Below are 26485 nucleotides of genomic sequence, written 5' to 3' on the forward strand. Positions count from 1 at the left end.
ATGGACTTCACCTTCAACGACGACCAGCTGAGCTTCCAGGACAGCGTGCGCGCCTTCCTCACCAACCAGGTGACCCCCGAGCGCCTGCGCGAGCTGTGGGACAGCGAAAGCGGCCGCTGCGACGCCCTCTGGGCGCAACTGGCCGAGCTCGGCTTGACCGTGCTCAATGTGCCCGAGGCCTATGGCGGCCTGGGCCTGGACGAGACCGACTGGGTCCTGCCGGCGCAGGAGTGCGGCTATGCCGCGCTGCCCGAACCGCTGCTCGACACCTTGCTGGTCGGCGTGCCGCTACTGGCAGCGCTAGGCGCCGAACACGAGGCGCTGAAGAGCGACTGGCTCGGGCGCATCGCCGAGGGCCGCGCGCGCCTGGCGGTGGGCCACCCGGACAACCTGCTGGTGGCCGACGCGCACGTCGCCGACCTGCTGATCCTCGGCAGCCGCGATGAAGTACACGCCGTACCGCGAGCTGCCGTCGAACTCACCCGCAGCCCGGCGCTGGACCCCGGCCGCCAGCTGTTCAGCGTGCAGTGGACGCCGAGCGCGCAAACCCTGGTCGCCAGCGGTGAGCAAGCTTGCACGCTGTGGGCCGCTGCTTTCGAGCGCGGCGCCCTGGCCTGCGCCGCGCAGCAGTTGGGCCTGGCCCGGCGCATGGTCGACCTGGCGGTGGACTACAGCTTCGAGCGCAAGCAGTTCGGCAAGCCGATCGGCAGCTTCCAGGCGGTCAAGCACCTGATGGCCGACGTCGCGGTGCTCATCGAGTTCGCCAAGGCGCCGCTGTACCGCGCCGCGCAGTCGATTGCCGAAGGCCACTCGCAGGCCGCGCTGCACGTCTCGCAAGCGCGCCTGGCGTGCGCCGAGGCTTCGCAGCTCGCCGCCAAGCACGCGATCCAGGTGCACGGCGCCATGGGTTACACCTGGGAAGTCGACCTGCAGATCTACATGAAGCGCGCCTGGGCCCTGGACAAGGTCTGGGGCGACCGCAGCCTGCACAAGGCGCGGCTGTGCCAGGCGCTGTTCGCCGGCGAACTGAACGCCGGCGCCGGCCACACCTTCGGCAGTTGAGGAAAGGACCATGGCAGAAGCCTACATAGTCGACGCCCTGCGCACGCCCACCGGCAAGCGCAAGGGCGGCCTGGCGCAGATCCACGCCGCCGACCTCGGTGCCCACGTGCTGCGCGAACTGGTGCAGCGCAACGGCATTCCGGACGCGGACTACGACGACGTCATCTTCGGTTGCGTCGACACCATCGGCCCGCTGGCCGGCGACATCGCCCGCACCTGCTGGCTGGCCGCCGGCCTCGACCAGGGCGTGCCCGGCACCACAGTCGACCGCCAGTGCGGCTCCTCGCAGCAGGCCGTGCATTTCGCCGCGCAAGCTGTGATGAGCGGCACCCAGGACGTGGTGATCGCCGGCGGCGTGCAGACCATGACGCAGATCCCGATCTCCTCGGCCATGACCGCCGCCGAGCCGCTGGGCTTCAGCGACCCCTTCAGCGGCTCCGAAGGCTGGGTGAAGCGTTACGGCGCGACGCCGCCGAGCCAATTCCGCTCGGCGCAGATGATCGCCGAGAAGTGGGGCATCAGCCGCGAGGCGCTGGAAGCCTATTCGCTGGAGTCGCACCGCCGCGCGCTGCGCGCCATCGAGGAAGGCCGCTTCAAGCGCGAAATAGCCCCGCTGGCCGGCATCGAGCACGACGAGACGCCCCGGCAGACCAGCCTGGCGAAGATGGCCGAGCTGGAAAGCCTGTTCGGCTGCGACCGCGTCACCGCCGGCGTATCGAGCCAGACCTGCGACGCGGCCAGCGCCCTGCTGATCGTTTCCGAGCAGGCGCTCAAGCGCTACGGCCTGACTCCGCGAGCCCGCATCCACCACCTCAGCGTGCGCGCCGACGACCCGGTGTGGATGCTCACCGCGCCCATCCCGGCCACCGAGTACGCGCTGAAGAAGGCCGGCATGCGCCTGGAAGACATCGACCGGGTGGAGATCAACGAAGCCTTCGCCTCGGTGGTCATGGCCTGGCTGCAGGAAACCGGCTACCCCCACGAACGCACCAACGTCAACGGCGGCGCCATCGCCCTCGGCCATCCGTTGGGCGCAACGGGCGCAAGGCTGATGACCACGCTGCTCCACGAGCTGGAACGCACGGGCGGCCGTTATGGCCTGCAGACCATGTGCGAAGGCGGTGGGCAGGCGAACGTGACGATTATCGAAAGGCTTTGAGGTTGTTCATTGGGTTCCCGCGTTCGCGGGAATGACGCAGAAAATTCCGCCGTTTCCTGTACCCGCAGATGCGGAGATGACGGGGAATGCGCGAGCCCTTTTTCGTCTTCCCCGCGAACGCGGGGACCCAGAAAACAGCCAGCAACCGAACAATTCCGGAGTACCCCATGCCCATTTGCAAAGACCGCGTCGTCATCATCACCGGCGCCGGAGGCGGCCTTGGCCGCGCCTATGCCCTGGCCCTGGCGGCCGAGGGCGCGAAAGTCGTGGTCAACGACATCAACCGGGAAGCCGTCGCTGGCGTGGTGGCGCTGATCCGCGACCAGGGCGGCAGCGCCATCGGCGACTGCCACGACATCACCGACTACGTCGAAGCTGGCGAGATCGTCGGCTCGGCCATCGCCGCCTTCGGCGACCTGCACGCGGTGGTCAACAACGCCGGCATCTGCCGCGACCGCATGTTCGCCAGCCTCACCGAAGCCGACTGGGACGCGGTGATGGCCGTGCACCTGAAGGGCCACTTCTGCATCGCCAGCCACGCCGTGAAGCACTGGCGCGAGCAGGCGAAGCAGGGCGCCAAGGTGCAGGCGCGCATCATCAACACCAGCTCCGGCGCCGGGCTGCAAGGCAGCATCGGCCAATCCAACTACGCAGCAGCCAAGGGCGGCATCGCCTCCCTGACCCTGGTGCAGGCGGCGGAACTGGCGCGCTACGGCATCACCGCCAACGCCCTGGCCCCGGCCGCGCGCACCGGCATGACCGAGCAGGTGTTCGCCGCGACGATGAAAAAGCCGGAAGAAGGCTTCGACCACTTCGCCCCGGAAAACGTCGCGCCACTGGTGGCCTGGCTGGTGTCCGAGGACTCGCAGCACGTCACCGGCAAGCTGTTCGAAGTCGAAGGCGGCAAGCTGTCCATTGCCGACGGTTGGCGCCTGGGTCCGCAACTCGACAAGGGCGCGCGCTGGCAGCCGGCGGAAGTCGGTGCGGCAGTGGATGCCCTGATCGAACAAGCGGTGCCGGCGCAGAAGGTCTACGGCACCTGAGACCCGCAAACCTCAACATACGGAGTTCCCCTGTAGGAGCGGCCCATGGCCGCGAATCGCGCGCATGGCGCGCTCCTACAGGGTTGTCTCGGTGCAGGGATAATCGCGGATGAATCCGTTCCTACAGGATGATGCCGAACGGCTCCCTCTCCCTTCAGGGCGGGCCGCGTAGGAGAGGGCTGGGGAGAGGGTAGCGGACTTCGCCCCAGCATCGGCGCCAAGCCTGACTCCGCTCCCCCTCCCTAACCCTCCCCCGCAAGCGGGAGAGGGGCTGTTCGGCAGAACGGGGGGGCTGCAGCCGGCCGGTTGCCTCGGTTCGTGAGCAAGCTCGCTCCTGCGAAAGGCCGGCTCCGGCAAGCCCCCACGTCCATTCGGACGATTCCCCCCACCCGCGCTGCGGCCAGACTGCCTCCATCCGACTCGACAGGGCTGCCTGCCATGAAGTTCGCCTTCACCGAGATGCAGGGAGCGGTCCGCGCCGTCGTGGGCCGTGAACAAGGGCTGGGGGTGCTGCTGTGTGGCGCCCAGGCTTCCTCGCCGCCTTGGCAGGTCGCCGAGGCTCTGACGGAGCTGATCGGCCTGGCCTACGAGGGGCTCAGCGAGGCGCGGCCCTGGTTCGGCCTGGCCGAGCGCCTGCGGCAGTTGCTCGGCGCCTTCAACGTGACCATCACCCTGCATCATTCCGAGGACCAGCCCCGGGATGTCCAGGTGATGGCCCTGGACGCCGATGATCGCACTGACTGGGACCTCGCCGAGCAGGTTTCCCGCGAGCGCTTCTGGCACATCGAGCTGGTGCGTCCGGAGTCGGTGGCGCCGGGCACGCTGATCGAGTTCGGGCCGGGCGACGTGGAGGGGGACTGTGCCGCCTTCATGGTTTCGCTGGGCATCGGGCGGTGCCTGCGCGGTTGCTTCGCAGAGCCCGGCGGCATGCGCTGCTGGATCGACGTGGTGCGTGGCCTGCGGCTGTCCGGGCAGGCCTTCGCCGCGGAGGAGCGCGCCTTGCTGGCGCAATTGCTGCCGCATCTTTCCCGGTCGCTGGGCCTGTACGCCCGGCTCAAGCGCGAGGAGGCCGAGAAGGCGGTGTACGAGGGCAGCCTCGACCACCTGGCGCTCGGTTGCCTGCTGCTGGATGGCCATGCGCGGGTGCTCTGCGCGAACCGTGCGGCCCGCGCGATCATCGCCCGGCAGGTCGGCATCGAGATTCGCCAGGGGCGCTTGCAGGTCGAGGAGCGCGGAGCGCAGCAGGCGTTGGAGGCGGCTGTCGCAAAGGTCCTGCAGGCGCGCGACGGTCCCGGCGAGCGGGTGCGCCTGCAGGCGCGCGACGGCACCTTGCTCGGCATCCTGGTCGCGCCGGTGCCGCCGGCGCCTTATTACCAGGGCGAGCAGGTGCCCAGCGTGATCGTCCACCTCTGCGAGCTTTCCCAGTGCGAGGCTGCATCGCAAGTCCCGCGCGCCCACTCGCCCGAGCTGCTCGGCCAGCTCTTCGGCCTGACCCGCCAGGAGGCGCGCCTGGCGGCCTGGCTGGCCACCGGGCGGACGATCAGCGAAGCGGCCGGGCAGATGAACATCGCCGTGACTGCCGCGCGCAATTATTCGAAGAACATCTACGCCAAGCTCGGCATCAAGGGCCAGACCGACCTGGTGCGCCTGATGTGCCGGAGCGTCGCCCTGCTGCGCTGACGCCGGAACCCGCGTTCTCAGTACCAGTTGGTACTGGAGCGGTGTTTCTCCCTCTCTCTAGGATCGATGCCACTGGAGCTGCCCCGGCCACAAGGCCGGCAGCGCATACCAAGGAGTCGCCAGTGAGCAGTGCGATCGATCGGCAAGCCGCGTGCGGACGGGTTCCGCAGTTCCCCATCGCCCAGGCCTACGAGGCCGGCGTGGTGCCGATCCGCTTCAGCGGCTGGCCGGCGGCGCAACCCGCGCCCGTGTACGCGGCGCTGGACGGCGACCTGGACGCCGATGTGGTGGTCGTCGGCGCCGGCCTGGCCGGGACTTCCCTGGCCCTGCACCTGGCAGAGCGCGGCGTACGCAGCGTGCTGCTGGAAGCCGACCAGCCGGCCAGCGGCGCCTCCGGGCGCAACGCCGGGCACGTGCAGCCCTACCTGAGCTCCTTCGAACCGCTGCGCGCCCATCGCGACCAGGGGCGGCGCTTCATCGAAACCTTCATCGAGCAGCGCAACATCGTCTTCGAGCTCTGCCGCAAGCATGGCCTGGACGCCGATGCGGCGGCCTGCGGGATGCTCGAAGCGGCGCGCCGACCGAGCGCCGCGCTGGCGAAACAGACGCAGCAGTGGAAGGGGTTCGGCTACGACGTCGAACTGGTCGGCCAGGCGCGCCTGCGGGAGATGCTCGGTACCGACATCTACACCCAGGGCATCCACTGGCGCGAAGGTGGGCGGATCAACCCCTACCTCTTCACCCAGGGCATGGCCGCCGCAGCCGTGCGCGCCGGGGCCTCGGTGTTCGGCAATTCCTGCGTGCTGGCCTGCGAGCGCGACGGCAACCGCTGGCGTGTGCGCACCGCCACCGGCAGCGTGCGCGCGGCGCGCGTGGTGCTGTGCACCAGCGGCCACACCGGCAACGCTTTCTTCCCGGAACTGGCGCGGACCCAGTTCCCCCTGGTCGCCTGCGGCATGGCCACGCGACCGCTGCCGGCGGCCGTGCTCGACGCCATCAACCCGGCCCGCGTGGCGCTCATGCAGTACCCCGCCGGTCTCTATCCGCTGGTCGTAGACGGGCGCGGCCGGCTGGTCACCGCGACCATCCCGCGGCACCGCCAGGCGCAGTGCGCGGACGTCCACTTCGCCAGCTTCGTGCGCTACCTGCGCCGCACCTTCCCGGGCGTGGGCAATGCGCCCATCGAGCTGGAGTCCTACTGGACCGGGATGACCGCCAACTCCTCGGTCGCCTACGAGGCCGCCTATCCGAAGCTTTACCGGGCGGCGGACGGCGTGCTGGCGCTGATGAACCTCGGCTCCTGGGGCAACCTCATGGGCCCGCTGCTGGGCATGGACCTGGCGCGCGCGCTCGCAGCCGACCGTCCGGACGATGCCCTGCTGCCGCTGGAGCAGCCGCAGGCGGTGTGTCTGCCGGGACGATTCGAAACCAAGATCCGCCGGGTGCTGATCCCGGCGGCCAGGCTGGCGGACCGCCTCGACCTGGTCTGAGCCCGGGCGCGCCCGCGTCCGGAGCGAGAACGCTTAACACGAAAACAAGAAGCAGAAAGAGAGGTAAGCATGAAGATCTTGCTGTTGGGGTGCGGGAATGTCGGGGCCAACGTGGCGCGCCAACTGGTGCCGCGTCATCCCTCGGTCGAATACGTGGTGGCCGACCTGAACCTCGAGGTCGCCGAGAAACTCGCCGCCGACCTGGGCTCGCAGGTGAAGGCGGCGCGGGCCGACGTGCTCGACCCGGCGTGCCTGGACGCGCTGCTCGATGGCGTCGACCTGGTGTTCAACGCGGTCGGTCCGTTCTATCGCAGCGCGGTGCCGGTGATCGAGGCGGCCCTGCGCGCCCGCGTCGACTACATCGACATCAACGACGACCATGATGTCGCCGAGGCTCTCTACCTCGATCCGAGCTATCAGCAGCGCGCCCTGGAAGCCGGGATTCGCCTGGTCGTCGGTTGCGGCTCGACGCCCGGCCTGAGCAACGTGATCGCGCGCATGCTGGTCGATCGCCTGGACAGCGCCACGGAAATCCACCTGGCCACCGCCGTGCCCTTCGTGCCGGACCTGCTGTCGCCGGCGGTGGTTGACCACATGATGCACATCACCTGCGGCGAAGTGGTGCAGTTCGTCGACGGCCAGTACCGCAAGATGCCCGGCTGGGGCGGTCGCCTGGAGGTGCCTTACTCGGCGCCGTTCAAGCACTACCCGGGGTTCTTCATCGGCCACGGCGAGACCGTCACCCTGCCGCATTGCATCCCCGGCCTGCAGCAGGTCACCAACCGCATCGGCTTCATTCCCGAGGCCGGTTCGAAGATCTGGCAATCGATGATCGACCTCGGCCTGGGCAGCCCGGAGAAGATCGAGTCGCTGGGCATCTCGCCGCTCAAGTTCCTCACCCAACACCTGTCCAGCGAGGCCGGGCGCAAGGCCCTGAGCGTCGACCTGTCCGACGAGCCCTGGGCGGTGGCCATGCGCGTTGAGGTCCGTGGCCTGCGCGACGGCGCCGAAGTGTGCAGCGTGGTCGAGCAGCACCTGCAATTGCCGGTGGAGGAGACCGAGGACAGCACCGCCGACCCGACCCCGACCTGCGCACGCCTGTTCATCGAGGCCTACCTGGACGACCGGATCCTCGGCCAGGGCCTGCTGGCGCCGGAAAGCTGCGTGGACGCCGAGGCCTATGTGCGCGCCTTCGCCGAGGAAACCGGCGCGACCTTCATCGCCAGCGAAACCCGGGTGCAGGGCGAGCTGTTCGCCTGATCCCGCGTACCCGTGGACGACCACAAGGCCGGCCCGCCCCGCGCGGCCGGACCTTCGCAGAGGAAGAAGACACCATGAAGCACACGATTCTTGGCGCGCTGCCGCTCGCGGCGACGCTGATGCTGGGCAGCGGGCTCGCCCTGGGCGCGGCCAGCCCCGCCGATGTGGAAAAGCTCGGCCGCGAACTCACCTGCCTGGGCGCGGAAAAGGCCGGCAACGCCGACGGCAGCATCCCGCCCTACAGCGGCAAGTGGCTGGGCACGCCGCCGGGCCTGAAGTTCGACGGGGTGGGCGCGCGCCATCCCGATCCCTATGCCGGGGAAAAACCGCTGTTCACCATCACCGCGCAGAACATGGCGCAGTACGAGGCGCGCCTGTCCGACGGGCAGAAGGCGCTGCTGCACAAGTACCCGGCGAGCTTCGCGATTCCCGTCTACCCCAGTCATCGGGACTTCCGCTACGACGACTATCGCTGCGAAATCGCCCGCAAGAACGCCGCCAGCGCGGAGCTCGAGGACGGCAACATGGGTGAGCGCGCACTGCGCGGCGGCACGCCTTTCCCGATTCCGAAGAACGGCGACGAAGTGCTGCGCAACATTCTCCTGCCGGCCTATGCCGCCGAGGAAGACGGCGAGTACGACCAGGCCGTGGTCTACCAGGACGGCAAGATCGCCTGGGGCCGGATGCGCTTCGAGATCCTCGACCTGACCGGCGACCAGTACGCCGGCCAGCCCACCGACGGGGTCTTCGCCCTGTCGCGGGTCACCACCCTCAAGCCGGACCGCGACAAGGGCCAGGTGTCGCTGACCTACACCTACTTCAACGAGGCGAAGAACCCGCAGACCAGCTGGCAATACAACCCCGGCACCCGCCGTGTGCGCCAGTCCCCCGGCTATGGCTTCGACATCCCGCTGGGGGTCGGCGGCTTCCGCACCATCGACGACGACCGGCTCTTCAACGGTTCGCCCGAACGCTACAGCTGGAAGCTGCTCGGCAAGCGCGAGATGTACATCCCCTACAACGGCTATCGACTCGAGGCCGAAGGGGTCAAGTACGCGGACCTGCTCAAGCCCGGCAGCATCGACCCCAGCGTGATGCGCTACGAGCTGCACCGGGTCTGGGTGCTGGAGGCGACCCTGAAGGAAGGTTATCGCCACCAGTACGCCAAGCGCGTCCTGTACATCGACGAGGACACCTGGAACGCCATCATGGCGGACAACTACGACGCCCATGGCGAGTTGTGGCGGACCAACTTCCTCAACGCCTACTACGCCTACGGCGCGAAGGTCTTCCAGGCGGGCGTCACGGTCTACCACGACCTGATCGCCGGCTCCTACCTGGCCGACCGGCTGACCAACGAGGGCGCTGCGCCCCGGGTCAACGGCGACCGGCTGAAGCCCTTCATGTTCACCACCGACATGCTCCGCCAGGCGGGCCGGTGAGCGCACCGGGCGCCGCGCTCGCGGCGCCCGGACACGGCTTTCTCCACTGAGAACAATTCCAAAAGACCCCATCCCCGGCGACGGCCAGTGCCTCGCCAGGGGGTGATGCTGCGCGGTCGTCGGACACCGGGGGACGGTGCCGCGGCGGCGCGGGCGAACAGGAGGCTGTAGATGATGCGTTTTGCAAGCGATGTGGCTGGGGGATCGGGTTGGCTGCGTGGCGGCCGCAAGTTGCAGTGGCTGCTGGGGCTGTCGGTGATGCCCTTGGCGGTTCCGGCGCATGCCGGGAGCTTCGGCATCGGCGAGGAGGTGAACGTCGACTACATCATCAACGTCAGTTACGCCGCGGCCTACCGCCTGCGCGATCCATCGGCGGCGCTGGTCGACGGACCGACCGACCCGGCCAGCGGCCTGCCGACCACCGTCAACTCGGATGACGGCGACCGCAACTTCAAGCGCGGCGCGCTGATCAACAATCGCCTGTCGGTGCTCGGCGATTTCGACATCAAGTACCGCAACTACGGGGCGTTCCTGCGCGCCAGCAGCTTCTACGACGATGTCTACCGGCACTACAACGACAACGATTCGCCCGAAACGGTGAACAAGGACGGCGACCACGACCAGTTCACCTCGCGGGCGCGCCGCCTCGAAGAGAACCGCACGCGCCTGCTCGATGCCTACCTGTATACCAGCCAGCAGACCGGCGAGGAGTCGATGCTCAACCTGCGCCTGGGGCAGCAGGTGGTGCAGTGGGGCGAAAGCCTGTTCTTCCCGAACATCGCCGGCGCCCAGTCGCCCGCCGATGCGACCAAGGCCAATGTGCCCGGCACCGAGGTGAAGGACATCCTGCTGCCGGTCGGCCAGCTCTCGGCGCAGTGGCAGCTGAACCCGGTGTTCGGCGTCGCGGCCTACTACCAGTACCAGTACAAGCCCACCGAGCTGGACCCGGTCGGCACCTACTTCTCCTACACCGACGTGGTCGGACCGGGAGCGGAATTCATTCGCGCGGCACCGGGCTTCAACATTCCGCGCGGCCCCGACCATCACCCGCGCGACAGCGGTCAGTGGGGTCTGAGCACGCACTTCGCCGTGACCAGCGAGACCGACCTGAGCCTCTTCTACCTGCGCTACCACGACAAGAACCCCAACGTGGAAGTGCACTACCAGGACCAGTTCCCGGTCGACTACAGCGTGGTGTATTTCGACGACATCTCGCTCTACGGCGCCAGCTTCTCGACCCGCCTGGGCGACGTGAACCTGGCCGGCGAGGTCAGCTACAAGGAAGGCGTGCCGGTGCTGGTCGACTCGCCGCTGGGCTCGGTGGCGACCCGCGCCGACGCCACCCAGGCGAACCTGTCGGCCATCTACCTGCTGGGCCCGCGCTGGTTCTCCGAACAGACCACCTTCCTCGCCGAGGTCAGCTCGCTGCACGTCAACTCGGTGGACGCCTTCGGCTTCGCCGGGGAGCGTTACGACGAGCTGACCAATGACCGCAACTCCTGGGCCTACCAGCTGATGGTGATCCCGTCCTGGAACAACGTCATCGAGAACTGGGACATGACCCTGCCGGTCTCCTTCGCCCAGCAGGTCAAGGGCGCGGCCGCCGTGGCGGGGGCCTTCGGCGGCCTGGTCGGCCAGGGCGACAAGCGCATGAGCGTCGGCATCACCGGCAAGTACCTGAACAACCTGGAACTGGACCTGACCTACAACGGCTTCCTCGGCTCGGCCGACCTGGAGAAGCGCCCGCTGGCCGACCGCGACTACCTGGCGTTCGCCGCCAAGTACAGCTTCTGAGCCGGGGAGGCCTTTCATGAGGACGATCCTCGGACTGGCTGCCTGCGTGCTGGTGGCGGGGGCCGGTGCGCTGGCCTTCGCCCCACGCGGCGCGCCCTCCCTGCGGCCGACGGAGATTCCCGTCGAGCGCATGCAGATCGACGGCATCAAGGCCACGGCCGCCGGGCTGGTGCTGGCCGGCGAACTCGGCCAGATCCGCCTGTCCCTCGACCAGGGGCGGACCTGGATCGCCGCCAAGGTTTCGCCGCAACGCCAGGCGCTGATCACGCGCCTGGTGTTCGCCGATTCCCACAACGGCCTGGCCCTCGGCCACGAGGGCTGGATCCTGCGCACCACCGACGGCGGGCGCAGCTGGCACGAGGCCGCCTTCGTCGAGAACGATGGCCAGCCGCTGATGGACGCCGCGCGGCTGCCTTCGGGCGACTGGCTCGCGGTCGGCGCCTTCGGCCGCGTGCTGCGCTCCACCGATGGCGGGCAGCACTGGAGCGGCGAGTCCATCGGCGCGCCGGGTGACTGGCACCTGAACGCCATCGTGGCCGCGCCCGACCGGCACCAGTGGCTGATCGTCGGCGAGGCCGGCAGCGTGCTGCGCTCCACCGACGGCGGCGCGCATTGGCAGGCCATCGAGCCTTTCTACAGCGGCTCGCTGTACGGGGCGCTCGGCCTGGGCGGCGGCAACTGGCTGGCCTACGGCATGCGCGGCCAGGTGTTCCGCAGTGGCGACGACGGCCTGCACTGGCGCCCGGTGCGGGTGCCGCTGCCGGTCTCGCTGTATGCCGGCGCGATTGATTCACAGGGCGCGGTGCTGCTCGCCGGACAGGGCGGCGTGGTGCTGGGCAGCCGCGACGGAGGCCTGTCCTTCCAGGTGCTGCGCGAGGGCGGCCAGGAAAACCTCACCGACCTGCTGCTCCCACCCGGCGGCCCGCTGCTGCTGGCCAGCGACGCCGGTTTGCGCCGCCTGGCGCTGCCGGGTTCCGCCCAGGTCCCGACCCCGCCACAGGAGATTCACTGATGTCCCCCGCTGCAACCCGTACCGAGCGCCTGGTGGCGGCCCTGGCCCGAGGGCTGATCGCCCGGCGCAAGGTCCTCGGCCTGCTCTTCGTGCTGATCACCCTCGGCCTGGGCGCCTCGGCGCTGCACACCCGCCTGGACCCGGGCTTCAACAAGCTGATCCCGCTCAGCCATCCGTTCATGGCCGCCTTCCGCGAGCACGGCAGCACCTTCTCCGGCGCCAACCGGGTGCTGGTGAGCGTGCACTGGAAGGGGCCGGGCGACATCTACAATCCGCAGTTCCTAGAAGTGCTGCGCAAGGTCACCGACGAGGTGTTCTTCACCCCCGGGGTGAACCGCAGCCGCGTGCGCTCGCTGTTCACCCCCAACGTGCGCTACATCGAGGTCACCGAGGACGGCTTCACCGGCGACGTGGTCGTGCCCTCGCACTTCGTCGCCGACGCCACGGGGCTGGCGCAGATCCGCACCAACGTCGCCAAGTCTGGCGAGATCGGCCAGCTGGTGGCCAACGACCTGCGCTCGGCCATGGTCCAGGCCGACCTGCTGGAGGTCGACCCGCAGACCGGCCGCAAGCTCGACTACGCGGCGGTCGCCAAGCGCCTGGAGAGCATCCGCGCGCGCTACGCCAGCGACCGGATCGACATCCAGATCGTTGGCTTCGCCAAGCTCATGGGCGAGGTGATGGACGGCCTCAACGGGGTGCTGGGCTTCTTCGCCATCGCCTTCGCGATCACCGCCGTCCTGCTGTGGCTCTATTGCCGCTCGCTGAAGCTGACGCTGCTGGCGATCTGCGTCGCGCTGCTGCCGGTGATCTGGCTGCTCGGCCTGCTGCCGCTGCTGGGCTATGGCATCGACCCGATGTCGGTGCTGGTGCCCTTCCTGATCTTCTCCATCGGCGTGTCCCACGCCGTGCAGATGACCAACGCCTGGAAGCAGGACGTGCTGGCCGGTGCCGCGCCGCGTGAGGCCGCCGAGGCGGCGTTCCGCAAGCTGGCGATTCCGGGTACGGTGGCGCTGCTGGCCAACGCGCTGGGCTTCATGGTGATCATGCTCATCGACATCCCCATCGTCCGCGAGCTGGGCCTCACCGCATGCCTGGGCGTCGGCCTGATGGTGGTCACCAACAAGATGTTCCTGCCGATCATCCTGTCCCACCTGCAGTTGGAGCGTGCCGCGCGCAGGGTGCCGGCGGGGCAACGCCAGCGCGCCTGGTGGGCGCTGGCGGCGCTGGCCGAACCGGGCCCGGCGCTGCTCAGCCTCGCCGCCATGCTCGTGCTGCTCGCCGCCGGCACCTATGGCTCGCGCTTCCTGCACATCGGCGACATCGGCGCCGGCGCCCCCGAGCTGCGCGCCGAGTCGCGCTACAACCGCGACAACGCGGCCATCGTCGGCAGCTACTCGATCAGCATGGACGTGCTCTCGGTCTACGCCGAGACCAGCGGCCAGGGGGAGGCCTGCCTGAACTGGCAGGTGATGAACGCGGTCGAGCGCCTGGACCTGTTCCTGCGCGGCGTCGCAGGCGTGCAGTCGGTGCGCAGCGTGGCCGGCGGGGTGAAGCTGTACGTCGCCGGGAACAACGAGGCCAACCCGCGCTGGGCGGCGCTGCAGCGCTCGGAGGCGGCCCTGCGCATCGGCGGCGGGGCGGCCAACCCGGAGCTGGGGCTGAACACCGAGGGCTGCCGGACCCTCAACATCCTGGTCTACCTCGACGATCACCAGGGCTCGACCCTCAAGCACGTCACCGAGGAAGTGCAGCGCTTCATCGCCGCCGAGCATGACCCGCTGATCCGCTTCCGCCTGGCCGGCGGCAACGCCGGGGTGGCGGCGGCCACCAACGAGGCGGTGGAACACGCCGAGGCGCAGATGCTGGCGTCGATCTTCGTCGCCATCACCCTGCTGTGCTGGATCACCTTCGGCTCCTGGCGCGGGGTGCTCTGCGTGATCGTGCCGCTGATGCTGGTGACCATCCTCTGCAACGCGCTCATGGCCCTGCTCGGCATCGGCCTGAAGGTCGCCACCCTGCCGGTGATCGCCCTCGGCGTCGGTGTCGGGGTGGACTACGGCGTGTACCTCTTCGAGCGGGTGCAGCATGAACTGGAAGACGGCAGGAGCCTGCGCGAAGCCTTCTACGAAGCGCTGCGCCAGCGCGGCACGGCTGCCGTGTTCACGGCCGTGACCATGTCCATCGGCGTCGGCACCTGGGCGTTCTCCGCGCTCAAGTTCCAGGCCGACATGGGCGTGCTGCTGGCCTTCATGTTCCTGGTCAACGTGCTGGGGGCGATCTTCCTCCTGCCGGCGCTGGCGGTGTGGCTCGGCGTCGGCCAGCGCTTGCGTGAGAAGCCGGCGCTGCCGGTCGGCGGCGAGCTGTTCGAGCGCTGAGTGTGTATCCCGGGGGCGCGCACGTTGAAGGCGCGCGGGGCGAGGGCAGGCGCGGGTGGCGGGCTCGACCGACCCGCGTCCCGCCGCCCGAGTGCACGTCCCCGGGGCCTTTGTCTTGCGTAGGGCGTACAACCGTTCGCGGTTGTACGCCGTTTGACCGATGCCTCCGCCAACCTCGCGCTCGAACCAGGCGATTCTTCCAAGCCCGACCCCGAGCGTGCCGCAACCAAGGTCAATCGGCGTATAACGCGGAGCGTTATACGCCCTACGCCCCCGTGAACCTTCGCGCGTTCCTCCCCACGTCCATTCGGACGATTCCCCCCGAACCTTCTCCCGCCAGACTTCGCCCATCCGAAACCGCAGGGCCGCATCCCATGGAATTCGCCTTCACCGACGAGCAGGAGATGATCCGCGACAGCGCGGAGAGCTTCCTCGCCGACGCTTCACCTTCCAGCGCCGTGCGCGCGGCCATGGCCGCCGGCGGTCATGACCGGGCGCTGTGGCAGCGCATCTGCAACGAACTCGGCTGGCAGGCCCTGCTGGTGCCCGAGGCCCATGGCGGCCTGGGTCTGGGCTTCGTCGAGCTGGCCATCGTCCAGGAACAGTTGGGTCGCCGTCTTTCGCCCTTGCCGTTCTTCGCCAGCGCTCTGGCCGTGTGCGCCTTGCGAGTGCTTGGCGATGAAACGCAGCAGGCGCGTTGGTTGCCCGGCCTGGCCGAGGGCAGCCTTACCGCCGCCTTGGCGCTGAGTACACCCTACGCCGATGCCGTGCAGGTACAGGCGCGTGCGGAGGGCCAGGGGTTCGTGCTCGACGGTCGCCTGCGTTCGGTCATCGACGGAGCCAGCGCCGATCTTCTGCTGATCCCCGCGCGCGTGGCGCAGGGCATCAGCCTGTTCGCCGTACCCGCCGAAAGCGCCGGCCTGCAGCGCCGTGTGCTGCCGACGCTGGATCAGACCCGCACGCTCGCGGAGATCGAACTGAATGGCTTGTACCTGCCCGCCGATGCCTTGCTGGGTGATCCGGGCGCGGCCTGGCCGTTGCTGGAGAAAGTCCTGCAACTGGGCGCCGTGGCCCTGGCCGCCGAGCAGGTCGGCGGCGCGCAACAGGCGCTGGACCTGACCGTCGCCTACACCCAGGAGCGCCGCCAGTTCGGCCGCCCGGTCGGTGGTTTCCAGGCGCTCAAGCACCGCATGGCGGACATGATGCTGCAGGTGGAATGCGCGCGTTCGGCGCTGTACTACGCCGCCTGCGTAGCCCAGGAAGCGCTGGACGGGCAGGGCGACGCCGCGCTGGCCGCCGAGCTGCCGCTGGCCGCCGCGCTGGCCAAGTCGCAGGCCTCGGAGACCTTCTTCCACTGCGCCGCCGAGTCGATCCAGCTGCACGGCGGCGTCGGCTTCACCTGGGAATACGACCCGCACCTTTATTTCAAGCGCGCCCGCGCCGGCGAGGGCCTGTTCGGCACCCCGGCCTGGCACCGCGAGCGCATCGCCGCGGCCATCCTGGAGGAACGTCCATGAAGATCGGATTCAGTGCCGCCGACGAGGCTTTCCGCGCCGAGGTGGCCGGCTGGCTGGCGGACAACCTGCGCGGCGAGTTCGAATCGCTGCGCTTCCGTGGCGGACCGGGCGACGAACACAGCTTCCCCGAGGAGCGCAAGGCCTGGGAGCGCAAGCTCGCCGAGGGCGGCTGGACCTGCGTCGGCTGGGCGCCGGAGCACGGCGGGCGCGGCCTGTCGATCAACCAGCAGGTAATCTTCCACGAGGAATACGCCCGCGCCGGCGGCCCCGGTCGCATGGGCCATATCGGCGAGGGCCTGGCCGGGCCGACCATCGCCGCCTTCGGCACTGAGGAGCAGAAAAGCCGCCTGCTGCCGGGCATCGTCAGCGGCCGCGAGTTCTGGTGCCAGGGCTATTCCGAGCCGGGCGCCGGTTCCGACCTGGCGGCGGTGAAGACCCGCGCGAGCTTCGATGCCGAGCGCAACGTCTGGAAGATCAACGGACAGAAGGTCTGGACCTCGTTGGCCCATGAGTCCGACTGGTGCTTCGTCATCGCCCGCTGCGAGCCGGGAAGCGTCGGTCACCACGGCCTGGCGTTCCTGCTGGTGCCGATGCGCCAGGCGGGCGTCACGGTGCGGCCGATCGAGCAGATCACCGGCACCTCGGAATTCAACGAGGTGTTCTTCGACGACGCCGAGACCGCCGCCGAGAACCTGCTCGGCGCGCCGGGCGAGGGCTGGAAGATCGCCATGGCGCTGCTGGGCTTCGAGCGCGGGGTGTCCACCCTCGGCCAGCAGATGCAGTTCCAGAACGAGCTCGACGAAGTCATCCGCATCGCCCGTGCCAACGGCGCCGCCCGCGATCCGCTGCTGCGCCAGCGCCTGGCCGAGGCCTGGGGCGGGCTGAAGGTGTTGCGCTACAACTCGCTGCGCATGCTCTCCGGCCCGCAGGACGGCCGCCTGCAACGCGAGGCGCTGATCTACAAGCTGTGCTGGGCCGACTGGCACGCGCGCCTGGGCAAGCTGGCGATGGACGTGCTCGGCCCCGAGGCGGAAATCCTCGACGGCGCGCCCTACGAGCTGAACCGGCTTCAGGGCCTGTTCCTGTTCAGCCGCTCCGACACCATCTACGGCGGCAGCAACGAGATCCAGCGCAACCTCATCGCCGAGCGCGCGCTCGGCCTGCCGAAAGAACCCAAGGCGCCTCGCTAGGAGACAGAATCCATGCTCAACCCCGAATACGTATCCGGCCGTGGCCTGCTGCGCGGCAAGTCGGTGCTGATCACCGCCGCGGCGGGCGCCGGCATCGGCTTTTCCGCCGCCCTGCGCGCCGCCGAGGAAGGCTGCCGCGCGCTGATGATCAGCGACATCCACGAAGGCCGCCTGAACGAGGCGGTGGAGCGCATCCGACAGGCCTGCGGGCTGCAGGCGGTGTACGGTCAGGTCTGCAACGTCACCAACGAGGAACAGGTGCGCGCCCTGGTGGCCGCCGCCGAAGAGCGCCTGGGCGGGGTCGACGTGCTGATCAACAACGCCGGGCTCGGCGGTTCGCGCACCCTGGTGGAGATGACCGACGAGGAGTGGAACCGCGTCCTCGACGTCACCCTCACCGGCACCATGCGCATGACCCGCGCGATGCTCCCGCACATGATGGAGCGCAAGGCCGGCGCCATCGTCAACAACGCCTCTGTGCTCGGCTGGCGCGCGCAGAAGGAACAGAGCCACTACGCCGCCGCCAAGGCCGGGGTGATGGCGCTGACCCGTTGCGCGGCGCTGGAAGCGGCCGAGTACGGCATCCGCATCAACGCGGTGAGCCCGAGCATCGCCCTGCACGATTTCCTGCGCAAATCCGCGCCCCAGGAGCTGCTGGAGAAACTGGCCTCCACCGAGGCCTTCGGCCGCGCGGCGGAGACCTGGGAAATCGCCAACGTGATGATGTTCCTGGCCAGCGACTACAGCTCCTACATGACCGGCGAAGTGCTCTCGGTCTCCAGCCAGAGGGCCTGACATGCCGCGCCTCTTCGAACATCCCGAACAACTGCTGGCCTGCGTCGGCGAAACCCTCGGCGAGAGCGAGTGGCTGACCGTCGAGCAATCGCGCATCGATCAGTTCGCCGAGGCGACCGGCGACCACCAGTGGATCCACGTCGACCCCGTGCGCGCCGCCGCCGGCCCCTATGGCGCGTGCATCGCCCACGGTTACCTGAGCCTGGCGCTGGTCAACCTGTTCCTGCCGCAGATCGTCGAGGTGCGCGGCATCTCGATGGGCGTGAACTACGGCTGCGACCGCGTGCGCTTCCCCAACGTGGTGAAGGCCGGCGCGCGCGTCCGTGGCCGCGCCGAGCTGGTTGCCGCCGAGGCGGTGAAGGGCGCGGTGCAGGCGACGGTACGCGTCAGCGTCGAGATCGACGGCGAAGACCGCCCCGGCTGCGTCGTGGACACCATCAGCCGCTATTACCCGGCCTGAGGCCGGGACGACCCATTTGCGAAGGAACCCATCATGAGAGAAGCCGTCATCGTCTCCACCGCCCGTACCGCCATCGGCAAGGCCTTCCGCGGCGCCTTCAACGACACCGAGGCGCCGGCCATGGGCGGCCACGTGGTGGCCGAGGCGGTGCGCCGCGCCGGCGTCGAGCCGGGCGAGGTGGACGACGTCATCATCGGCGCCGCGGCCCAGCAGGGCACCCAGGCCTACAACCTCGGGCGCCTCTGCGCCATCGCCGGCGGGCTGCCGACCAGCGTCGCCGGCATGGCCGTGGAGCGGCAGTGCTCGTCTGGCCTGATGAGCATCGCCATCGCCGCGAAAGGCATCATCTGCAACGAACTGGACATCGCCGTGGCCGGTGGCCTGGAGTCCATCTCGCTGGTGCAGAACAAGCACAAGAACGCCTACCGCAATCAGTCCGCCGCCGTGATTGAGCGCGACCCGGCGGCGTACATCCCGATGATCGAGACCGCCGAGATCGTCTCCGCGCGCTACGGCATCAGCCGCGAAGCGCAGGACGCCTATGCCCTGCGGAGCCAGCAGCGCACAGCCGCCGCGCAGCGCGACGGCCTGTTCGACGCCGAGATCGTGCCGTTCAATGCTCAGCGCCTGGTGGTGGACAAGGCCACTGGCGAGAGCCGCCACGAACCCGTGCTGCTGACCCGCGACGAGTGCAACCGCGCCGACACCAGCCTGGAAAGCCTGGCCGCGCTGGAGCCGGTGTGGCAGGGCGGACAGTGGAGCGGGGCGGGGCGTTTCATCACCGCCGGCAACGCTTCGCAACTCTCCGACGGCGCCTCGGTTTCGCTGCTGATGGAAGCCCGCGATGCCGAACGTCGTGGCCTGCAGCCGCTGGGCATCTATCGCGGCATGGCTGTGGCCGGCTGCAACTCCGACGAGATGGGTATCGGCCCGGTGTTCGCCGTGCCGAAGCTGCTCAAGCGCCACGGCCTGACGGTCAACGACATCGGCCTGTGGGAGATCAACGAAGCCTTCGCCTGCCAGGTGCTGTTCTGCCAGGACAAGCTGGGCATCCCCGACGAGCGCCTGAACGTCAACGGCGGCGCCATCGCGGTCGGCCACCCGTTCGGCATGTCCGGCGCGCGCATGGTCGGCCACGCGCTGATCGAAGGGCGCCGGCGTGGCGTGCGCTACGTGGTGGTGACCATGTGCATCGGTGGCGGCATGGGCGCTGCCGCGCTGTTCGAGGTGGCCTGATGGACGCGCAACTGATCCGCCGCCGTATGGCGCGCTACGTCGAACTGGTGGATGCCGGGGATATCGACGGCATCCTTTCCCTGTACGCCGATGACGCGGTGATCGAGGACCCGGTGGGCTCACCGCCGCTGGTCGGCATCGAGGCGATCGCCCGCTTCTACCGCGAGGGCCTTGGCCGCGCCGAAGCCAGCGCCCAGCTCACCGGCCCGGTGCGGGTGGCGAGCAACGGCAGCGGCGCCATGCCGTTCCGCGTCGACCTGGTGTGGAACGGCGAGCCGTGCAGCCTGCACGTGATCGACGTGATGGAATTCGACGGCAATGGCCGCATCCGCACGATGAAAGCCTACTGGGGCGAACTCAACATGGAGCGCCGGCCGGAATGAACCTTGAACAGCGCATCGCCCGGCTGGAGGCCCTGGAGGCCATCCGCCAACTCAAGCACCGCTACCTGAATGCCTGCGACCTGAAGGATGTGGGCGCGATCCGCGACTGCTTCGCCGAAGGCGAGGTGCTGATCGACTACGGCCCGCTTGGCGTGTTCCGCGAGCGCGAGCCGTTCCTGGCGCTGTACCAGGAGCTGGCCTGCGTGCCGAGGGTGATCGACCTGCACCATGCGGCCAACCCGGAGATCGAGCTGGAAGACGAAAACAACGCCCGCGCGCGTTGGGCGTTGCATTACCAGAATCGGGATGGCGAGACCGGCGCTACGCGGCAGCTCGGCGGTTTCTACCAGGACCGTTACCGCCGCGTGGATGGCCGATGGCGGATCGTCGAAACCGTCTTCCGCGGGCATTTCGAGGTATCCCATCCTACGGCGCGAACGGCAGGGCACGATGTTCACCTGTAGGAGCGGCCCATGGCCGCGAATCGCGCGCATGGCGCGCTCCTACAGGTTCCATTTCGTGCCGATCAGCCCTTGGCGAAATCCGCATTCTGCGTCTGGCCGGTTTCGTAGAACGCCTTCAGGTTCACCGCGATCTTCGCCACGGTCTTGCGCAATGCGCCGGCCAGCAGCCATTCGCCGAGTTTGCCGCCGCGCAGCTCGCCATCCAGGCTCAGGCTCAGGCGGGTGCGGCCGTTGCCTTCCGGTTGCAGCGCATAGCAGAAGCTGGCTTCACGGAAGGGGAAGGGCGGGCCTTGTTCGGCGCGGTGCAGGCGCAGGACGAAGCCTTCGCCTTCTTCCCAGTGCAGGACGCTTTCGTCGAGGAAGCCGCGTTTCATGAACACCCGGCGGCTGGCGCCCGGGCCTTCCTTCGGGCCGGGGTGGAAGGCGCAGGCGGTGAGGCCGGGCACGTAGTGCGGCGCCAGGGCCAGGTTGCGCAGGTGCGTCCAGGCGGCTTCCGGGGTCAGGTCGAGGATGAGTTCGTGGGAAGCGCTGAGCATGGCCTCACCCCTGCGCCGCGTCGAGGAACGCCGGGCGTTCGCCGCCGCCATGCAGGGTGATCTCGGCGCCGCTGACGTAGGCGGCCATCGGCGAGGCGAGGTACAGGCAGGCGTCGCCGATGTCGCCCGGCTCGGCCATGCGACCGAGCGGGATGCTCGCGGCAACCCGGGCCACGCCGGCTTCGTCGCCATAGTGCAGGTGGCTCTGCTCGGTGCGGATCAGTCCGCCGATCACCGCGTTGATCCGCACCTTGGGCGCCCATTCCACGGCCAGCGAACGGCCCAGGTTGACCAGGCCGGCCTTGGCCGCGCCATAGGCGGCGGTGCCCGGCGAGGGGCGGATGGCGCTGACGCTGCAGATGTTGATGATCGCGCCGCCTTGCGGCTGCTTCTGCATGCGCTGGTTGGCCAGCTGGCAGAGGTTGAGCGGCGCCAGCAGGTTGAGGCGCACGATGGCTTCGGAGAAGCGCGGCGAGGCTTCGGCGGCATTGGCATAAGGCGCCCCGCCGGCATTGTTGATGAGCACATCGAGGCGGCCGTAGCGCTCGTCGATGGCGGCCATCAGCTGTTCCAGCTGCGCGAAGTCGCGCACGTCGCAGGGCACGAACCAGGCTTCGCGGCCCTCATGCGCCGGCAACTGCGCGGGCGCCTCCCGGCCACAGATCACCACTTCGGCGCCCTGTTCCAGGAAGCGCTGGGTGATGCCTCTTCCAACGCCCTTGGCGCCGCCGGTGACCAGGACGACCTGGCCGCTGAAATCCATCGTTCGTGTCATCGCACGTCCTCTTCGGGAAAGGCTTCCAGCCTAGGTGGAGCTGGGGCTGGCGCCCACGTCCGAAGGGACTAGGCAGAGCCCTCTCCCCAACCCTCTCCCGCAAGCGGGAGAGGGGCTGGTCGGCGTGAACGGACGGTTCGGCAGCGGATTCATCCGCGAAATTCCCGGTACCAATTCACCCGTAGGGCGCATAACCGCGTTCGCGGTTATGCGCCGCCGCCCGGCACGAAAACGGCGGATAACCCCCACGGGGTTATTCGCCCAACGGGTCGGCATTCGTGCCAGGCGGTTCGCGAGCTCGCTCCTACGAAGAGAGGATTCATTGCCCAGCACCACGCTAGTCCTCTCGGACGATGCCGCCCGCGTCGGCGCGCCGAAATAATCGCTGCGATCCCACCACCCAGGAGCAGCGCCATGGCCGCCTTGCCGCAAGGGCACTTCGTCACCCTCAACGACGGACTCCGGTTGCACTACCTGGACAGCGGCAGCGGCGACGCCGTGCTGTTCATCCATGGCAGCGGCCCTGGCGCCAGCGGCCATAGCAACTTCAATCTGAACTACCCGGAATTCGCCGCCGCCGGCCATCGCGCGCTGGTGCCGGACCTGCCGGGCTACGGCCTGAGCGACAAGCCGGAAACCGACTACACCCTGGACTTCTTCGTCGAGGCGATGTTCGGCCTGCTCGATTCGCTGGATATCCAGCGCTGCACCCTCGTCGGCAACTCCCTGGGCGGCGCCATCGCCATCAAGATGGCCCTCGACCAGCCGCAGCGCATCGCGCGCCTGGTGCTGATGGCGCCCGGCGGGTTGATGGAGAAGGAGCAGTACTACCTGCAGATGGAAGGCATCCAGCGCATGGGCGCGGCCTTCGCCAATGGCGAGCTGAACGATGCCGAGGGCATGCGCCGCCTGCTCTCGCTGCAACTTTTCGATGCCTCGCAGATCAGCGACGAGACGGTGAACGAGCGCGTCGCCGTGGTGAAGGAGCAGCCGCGCTACGTGCTGACCCGCATGCAGGTGCCGAACCTGGCCGCGCGGCTTTCCGAGCTGAGCTGCCCGATCCTCGGGTTCTGGGGCATGAACGACAAGTTCTGCCCGGCCAGCGGCGCGCAGACGCTGATGCAGGCCTGCCGCAATATTCGTTTCATCCTGCTCAGCGAGTGCGGGCACTGGGTGATGGTCGAGCACCGCGAGGTGTTCAACCGCGACGTGCTGGCCTTCCTGGCGGAGGGCGCGAAATGAGCGAGGCGTTGCATCGCCAGTACGGCGAGGAGCTCTACCAGGCCCTGCTCGCCGGGCGCACTTTGGCGCCGCTGACCGAGCGCTGGCCGCAGATCACCATCGAGGATGCCTACCGCATCTCGCTGAACAGCATCGAGCGCCGTGTGGCTGCCGGTGACGCCATCGTCGGCAAGAAGATCGGCGTCACCTCCGAGGCCGTGCAGCGCATGCTGAACGTGCACCAGCCGGACTTTGGCTTCATCACCCGCGACATGTCCTTCGACTGCGGCGCCGATATCTCGCTTGCCGAGCACCGCCTGATCCAGCCGCGCGCCGAGGGCGAGATCGCCTTCAAGCTCAAGCATGACCTGCAGGGGCCGGGCGTCACCGAGCAGGACGTGCTGGATGCCACCGAGTGCGTGATGGCCTGCTTCGAGATCGTCGATTCGCGCATCCACGACTGGAAGATCCGCATCCAGGACACGGTCGCCGACAACGCCTCCTGCGGCGTCTTCGTCCTCGGCCGCGAGCAGGTCGACCCGCGCGGGCTGGACCTGCCGAACCTGCGCATGACCGTCTACAAGAACGGCGTGCCGATCAGCGAGGGGCTGGGCTCCGCCGTGCAGGGCAACCCGCTCACCGCGGTGGCCTGGCTGGCCAACACGCTGGGCGCCTTCGGCATTCCCTTCAAGGCCGGCGAGATCATCCTCTCCGGCTCGCTGGTGCCCCTGGAGCCGGCGCGCGCCGGCGACCGCTTCGAACTGAACATCGACGGCCTGGGCAGTGCCCGGGTGTCGTTCCGTCCCTGATTCCCCTTCCGCCACGGGAGCTTTCCATGAGCAAGAAACTCAAGGCCGCGATCATCGGGCCGGGCAACATCGGCACCGACCTGCTGATGAAGATGCGCCGTTCCGACTGGATCGAGCCGGTCTGGATGGTCGGCGTCGACCCCGAATCCGATGGCTTGAAGCGCGCCCGCGAATTCGGCCTGAAGACCACCGCCGAGGGCGTCGACGGCCTGCTGCCGCACGTGCTGGACGACGACATTCGCATCGCCTTCGACGCCACCTCGGCTTATGTGCATGCCGAGAACAGCCGCAAGCTGAACGCCCTGGGCGTGATCATGATCGACCTGACCCCGGCGGCCATCGGCCCGTTCTGCGTGCCGCCGGTGAACCTCGCCGAGCACGCCGGCAACCTGGCCATGAACGTCAACATGGTCACCTGCGGCGGCCAGGCGACCATTCCGATGGTGGCGGCCGTGTCGCGGGTGCAGCCGGTGGACTACGCCGAGATCGTGGCCACCGTTTCCTCGCGTTCGGTCGGTCCGGGCACGCGCAAGAACATCGACGAGTTCACCCGCACCACCGCCGGCGCCATCGAGAAGGTCGGCGGGGCGAAGGAGGGCAAGGCGATCATCGTCATCAACCCGGCCGAGCCGCCGCTGATGATGCGCGACACCATCCACTGCCTGACCGCCGGCGAGCCCGACCAGGCGGCGATCCGCGAGTCGGTGCACGCGATGATCCGCGAGGTGCAGCGCTACGTGCCGGGCTACAAGCTGATCAACGGCCCGGTGTTCGATGGCAAGCGCGTCTCGGTGTACCTGGAGGTGGAGGGCCTGGGCGACTACCTGCCCAAGTCCGCCGGCAACCTCGACATCATGACCGCCGCCGGCCTGCGCACTGCCGAGATGTTCGCCGAACGCGCCGCCGAAGGCGCCCTGCAACTGCCCGCTCGCTGAGGAATTCCCGATGAACCTGCAAGGTAAGAAAGTCCGCCTGCACGACATGAGCCTGCGCGACGGCATGCACGCCAAGCGCCACCAGATCAGCCTGGAGCAGATGGTCAGCGTCGCCACCGCCCTGGACGAGGCCGGCGTGCCGCTGATCGAGATCACCCACGGCGACGGCCTGGGTGGCGCCTCGGTGAACTACGGTTTCCCGGCGCACACCGACCGCGAGTACTTCGAGGCAGTGGTTCCCAAGCTCAAGCAGGCCAAGGTCTCGGCCCTGCTGCTGCCGGGCATCGGCACGGTCGAGCACCTGAAGATGGCCCACGGCTGCGGCGTCTCCACCATCCGCGTGGCCACCCATTGCACCGAGGCCGACGTCTCCGAGCAGCACATCGGCATGTCCCGCGAGATGGGCCTGGATACCGTCGGCTTCCTGATGATGGCGCACATGGTCAGCGCCGAGCAGTTGCTGGCCCAGGCGAAGCTGATGGAGAGCTTCGGCGCCAACTGCATCTATTGCACCGACTCGGCCGGCTACATGCTGCCCGACGAGGTGAGCGCCAAGATCGGCCTGCTGCGTGCCGAGCTGAAGGGCTCCACCGAAGTCGGCTTCCACGGCCACCACAACCTGGGCATGGCCATCGCCAACTCCCTGGCCGCCATCGAGGCCGGTGCTGCTCGCATCGACGGTTCGGTGGCGGGCCTGGGCGCCGGCGCCGGCAACACCCCGCTGGAAGTGTTCGTCGCGGTACTGCAGCGCATGGGCGTGGAAAGCGGCGTGGACCTGTATCGCATCATGGACGTCGCCGAGGACCGCGTGGTGCCGATGATGGACCAGCCGATCCGCCTCGACCGCGATGCGCTGACCCTGGGTTACGCGGGGGTCTACAGCTCGTTCCTGCTGTTCGCCAAACGCGCCGAGGCCCGCTACGGCATCTCCGCCCGCGAGCTGCTGGTGGAACTGGGCCGGCGCGGCACCGTCGGCGGCCAGGAAGACATGATCGAGGACCTGGCGCTGACCCTGGCCAACCAGCGCGGCGTGCTGCCGACGTAGGGCGTACAACCGTTCGCGGTTGTACGCCGTTTGACCGATCCCCCCGCCCGCGTCGTGTTCGAACCGGGCGCCCTGCTCCCAGCCCGCCCGCGGTTGTACGCCGATACACCCTGCCTGGCAGGTCACTCCGTGGCCGCCAGGGCGGTCTGTGCCACGGCGGCGCTTCGATCTGATCCTGATCAAGGTATTTCCGCGCCAACCGCGCAGGATCAGCGAAGTGATCGATCCGATCAGTGCCGGGAGAACCCTCATGAAAAAGCTCGCGATGGCCGTGGCGACGGCCCTGTTGGTAGGTACCCCGTTGGTGGCGGTGATGGGCGCCGAGAGCCAGCCCAAGGCCGATGACAAGCCTGCGGCACAGGCCGGCACGCCCAAGGCGCCGGACACCGCCGCGTTCGACAAGCAGCTGGAGCAGATCCAGCAGCAGATGAATGCGATGCACGAGCAGATGCAGAGGATCCAGGCCACCCAGGACCCGAAGGAGCGGCAGAAGCTGCTCGATGAGCACTGGAACAGCATGCACAGCACCATGTCGGCTATGCATGAGCTCTGGGGCCGGGGCATGGGGCCGGCGGGGATGGGGCCCGGAGGGATGGGCATGGGCGGCATGGGGCCCGGCATGATGGGCGGCGGTGGCGGCTGGATGCACATGCGCGGCTACTACTCGCACCTGACGCCCGAACAGATGCATCAGCACCAGTACATGATGGATCAGTACCTGAACATGCAGCAGATGATGATGAACCACATGATGTGGCAGCAGCAGTACGGCAACGGCGCGCCGCCGAAGAGCCCTTAG

24 protein-coding genes are annotated in these 26485 nt (G+C 68.7%); 22 read left to right on the top strand and 2 right to left on the bottom strand.

The genetic code is table 11. The features are described 5' to 3' along the window. From ACA097_RS20370 to ACA097_RS20450, 17 genes are all read left to right on the top strand, one after another. Positions 1–1062 (top strand): acyl-CoA dehydrogenase family protein, encoded by a 1062-nt coding sequence (locus ACA097_RS20370; protein WP_043254186.1) that lies wholly within the window; start codon positions 1–3, stop codon positions 1060–1062. A 10-nt stretch (positions 1063–1072) separates the two neighbouring features. Beyond that, positions 1073–2221, top strand: coding sequence for an acetyl-CoA C-acetyltransferase (locus ACA097_RS20375; RefSeq protein ID WP_371365603.1), 1149 nt, complete (start codon positions 1073–1075; stop codon positions 2219–2221). 167 nt (positions 2222–2388) lie between these two features. Beyond that, a complete protein-coding gene (locus ACA097_RS20380) occupies positions 2389–3264 on the top strand; it encodes an SDR family oxidoreductase (RefSeq protein WP_043254180.1) in 876 nt (291 codons plus the stop codon). Between the two features lie 438 nt (positions 3265–3702). Then, positions 3703–4944, top strand: a complete 1242-nt coding sequence (locus ACA097_RS20385; RefSeq protein WP_371365605.1) for a helix-turn-helix transcriptional regulator — start codon at positions 3703–3705, stop codon at positions 4942–4944. A gap of 122 nt (positions 4945–5066) precedes the next feature. After that, complete coding sequence (locus ACA097_RS20390) at positions 5067–6434, top strand: FAD-dependent oxidoreductase (protein WP_371365607.1); 1368 nt, start codon at positions 5067–5069, stop codon at positions 6432–6434. Between the two features lie 69 nt (positions 6435–6503). Beyond that, positions 6504–7694, top strand: a complete 1191-nt coding sequence (locus ACA097_RS20395; RefSeq protein WP_371365609.1) for a saccharopine dehydrogenase family protein — start codon at positions 6504–6506, stop codon at positions 7692–7694. Between the two features lie 74 nt (positions 7695–7768). Further along, positions 7769–9136, top strand: a complete 1368-nt coding sequence (locus ACA097_RS20400; RefSeq protein ID WP_371365611.1) for a DUF1329 domain-containing protein — start codon at positions 7769–7771, stop codon at positions 9134–9136. Positions 9137–9307: 171 nt separating this feature from the next. Further along, entirely contained in the window at positions 9308–10930 is a 1623-nt protein-coding gene (locus ACA097_RS20405; RefSeq protein ID WP_371365613.1) for a DUF1302 domain-containing protein, read from the top strand. A 16-nt stretch (positions 10931–10946) separates the two neighbouring features. After that, positions 10947–11942 (top strand): WD40/YVTN/BNR-like repeat-containing protein, encoded by a 996-nt coding sequence (locus ACA097_RS20410; RefSeq protein WP_371365615.1) that lies wholly within the window; start codon positions 10947–10949, stop codon positions 11940–11942. Further along, positions 11942–14320, top strand: coding sequence for an RND family transporter (locus ACA097_RS20415; RefSeq protein WP_371365617.1), 2379 nt, complete (start codon positions 11942–11944; stop codon positions 14318–14320). The genes ACA097_RS20410 and ACA097_RS20415 overlap by 1 nt, the downstream gene beginning before the upstream one ends. A 374-nt stretch (positions 14321–14694) precedes the next feature. After that, positions 14695–15837, top strand: coding sequence for an acyl-CoA dehydrogenase family protein (locus ACA097_RS20420; protein ID WP_371365619.1), 1143 nt, complete (start codon positions 14695–14697; stop codon positions 15835–15837). Further along, a complete protein-coding gene (locus ACA097_RS20425) occupies positions 15834–17027 on the top strand; it encodes an acyl-CoA dehydrogenase family protein (RefSeq protein ID WP_371365621.1) in 1194 nt (397 codons plus the stop codon). Before ACA097_RS20420 ends, ACA097_RS20425 begins: the two co-directional genes overlap by 4 nt. A gap of 12 nt (positions 17028–17039) precedes the next feature. Then, positions 17040–17822, top strand: coding sequence for an SDR family oxidoreductase (locus ACA097_RS20430; RefSeq protein WP_043254167.1), 783 nt, complete (start codon positions 17040–17042; stop codon positions 17820–17822). A 1-nt stretch (position 17823) separates the two neighbouring features. Next, positions 17824–18282 carry a MaoC family dehydratase gene (locus tag ACA097_RS20435; RefSeq protein ID WP_371365623.1) on the top strand — a complete coding sequence of 153 codons (459 nt, stop codon included), beginning with the start codon at positions 17824–17826 and terminating at the stop codon, positions 18280–18282. Between the two features lie 33 nt (positions 18283–18315). After that, entirely contained in the window at positions 18316–19518 is a 1203-nt protein-coding gene (locus tag ACA097_RS20440; protein WP_371365625.1) for an acetyl-CoA C-acyltransferase, read from the top strand. Continuing rightward, positions 19518–19901, top strand: coding sequence for a nuclear transport factor 2 family protein (locus ACA097_RS20445; RefSeq protein ID WP_371365627.1), 384 nt, complete (start codon positions 19518–19520; stop codon positions 19899–19901). The genes ACA097_RS20440 and ACA097_RS20445 overlap by 1 nt, the downstream gene beginning before the upstream one ends. Then, positions 19898–20365 carry a nuclear transport factor 2 family protein gene (locus ACA097_RS20450; RefSeq protein WP_371365629.1) on the top strand — a complete coding sequence of 156 codons (468 nt, stop codon included), beginning with the start codon at positions 19898–19900 and terminating at the stop codon, positions 20363–20365. Before ACA097_RS20445 ends, ACA097_RS20450 begins: the two co-directional genes overlap by 4 nt. Before the next feature lie 62 nt (positions 20366–20427). Here the strand turns inward: ACA097_RS20450 and ACA097_RS20455 are convergent, their stop codons facing one another. Both ACA097_RS20455 and ACA097_RS20460 read right to left on the bottom strand, forming a co-directional pair. Next, positions 20428–20901 carry an SRPBCC family protein gene (locus ACA097_RS20455; RefSeq protein WP_160287988.1) on the bottom strand — a complete coding sequence of 158 codons (474 nt, stop codon included), beginning with the start codon at positions 20899–20901 and terminating at the stop codon, positions 20428–20430. Positions 20902–20905: 4 nt separating this feature from the next. Next, on the bottom strand, positions 20906–21676 hold the full coding sequence (locus ACA097_RS20460; RefSeq protein WP_160287987.1) for an SDR family oxidoreductase: 771 nt from the start codon (positions 21674–21676) through the stop codon (positions 20906–20908). 414 nt (positions 21677–22090) lie between these two features. Between ACA097_RS20460 and ACA097_RS20465 the strand changes: the two genes are divergently transcribed. The 5 genes from ACA097_RS20465 (at position 22091) to ACA097_RS20485 (ending at position 26485) form a co-directional block, all read left to right on the top strand. Continuing rightward, positions 22091–22918 (top strand): alpha/beta fold hydrolase, encoded by an 828-nt coding sequence (locus tag ACA097_RS20465; RefSeq protein WP_371365632.1) that lies wholly within the window; start codon positions 22091–22093, stop codon positions 22916–22918. Then, positions 22915–23706 carry a fumarylacetoacetate hydrolase family protein gene (locus tag ACA097_RS20470; protein ID WP_371365634.1) on the top strand — a complete coding sequence of 264 codons (792 nt, stop codon included), beginning with the start codon at positions 22915–22917 and terminating at the stop codon, positions 23704–23706. Before ACA097_RS20465 ends, ACA097_RS20470 begins: the two co-directional genes overlap by 4 nt. Positions 23707–23732: 26 nt before the next feature. Next, complete coding sequence (locus tag ACA097_RS20475) at positions 23733–24641, top strand: acetaldehyde dehydrogenase (acetylating) (protein WP_043254150.1); 909 nt, start codon at positions 23733–23735, stop codon at positions 24639–24641. 10 nt (positions 24642–24651) lie between these two features. After that, on the top strand, positions 24652–25686 hold the full coding sequence (gene dmpG, locus ACA097_RS20480) for a 4-hydroxy-2-oxovalerate aldolase (protein WP_371365636.1): 1035 nt from the start codon (positions 24652–24654) through the stop codon (positions 25684–25686). 250 nt (positions 25687–25936) lie between these two features. Further along, complete coding sequence (locus ACA097_RS20485) at positions 25937–26485, top strand: hypothetical protein (protein ID WP_043257582.1); 549 nt, start codon at positions 25937–25939, stop codon at positions 26483–26485.

Origin of the sequence: Pseudomonas sp. QL9, assembly GCF_041409665.1 — a bacterium.
Classification (GTDB): domain Bacteria; phylum Pseudomonadota; class Gammaproteobacteria; order Pseudomonadales; family Pseudomonadaceae; genus Pseudomonas; species Pseudomonas knackmussii.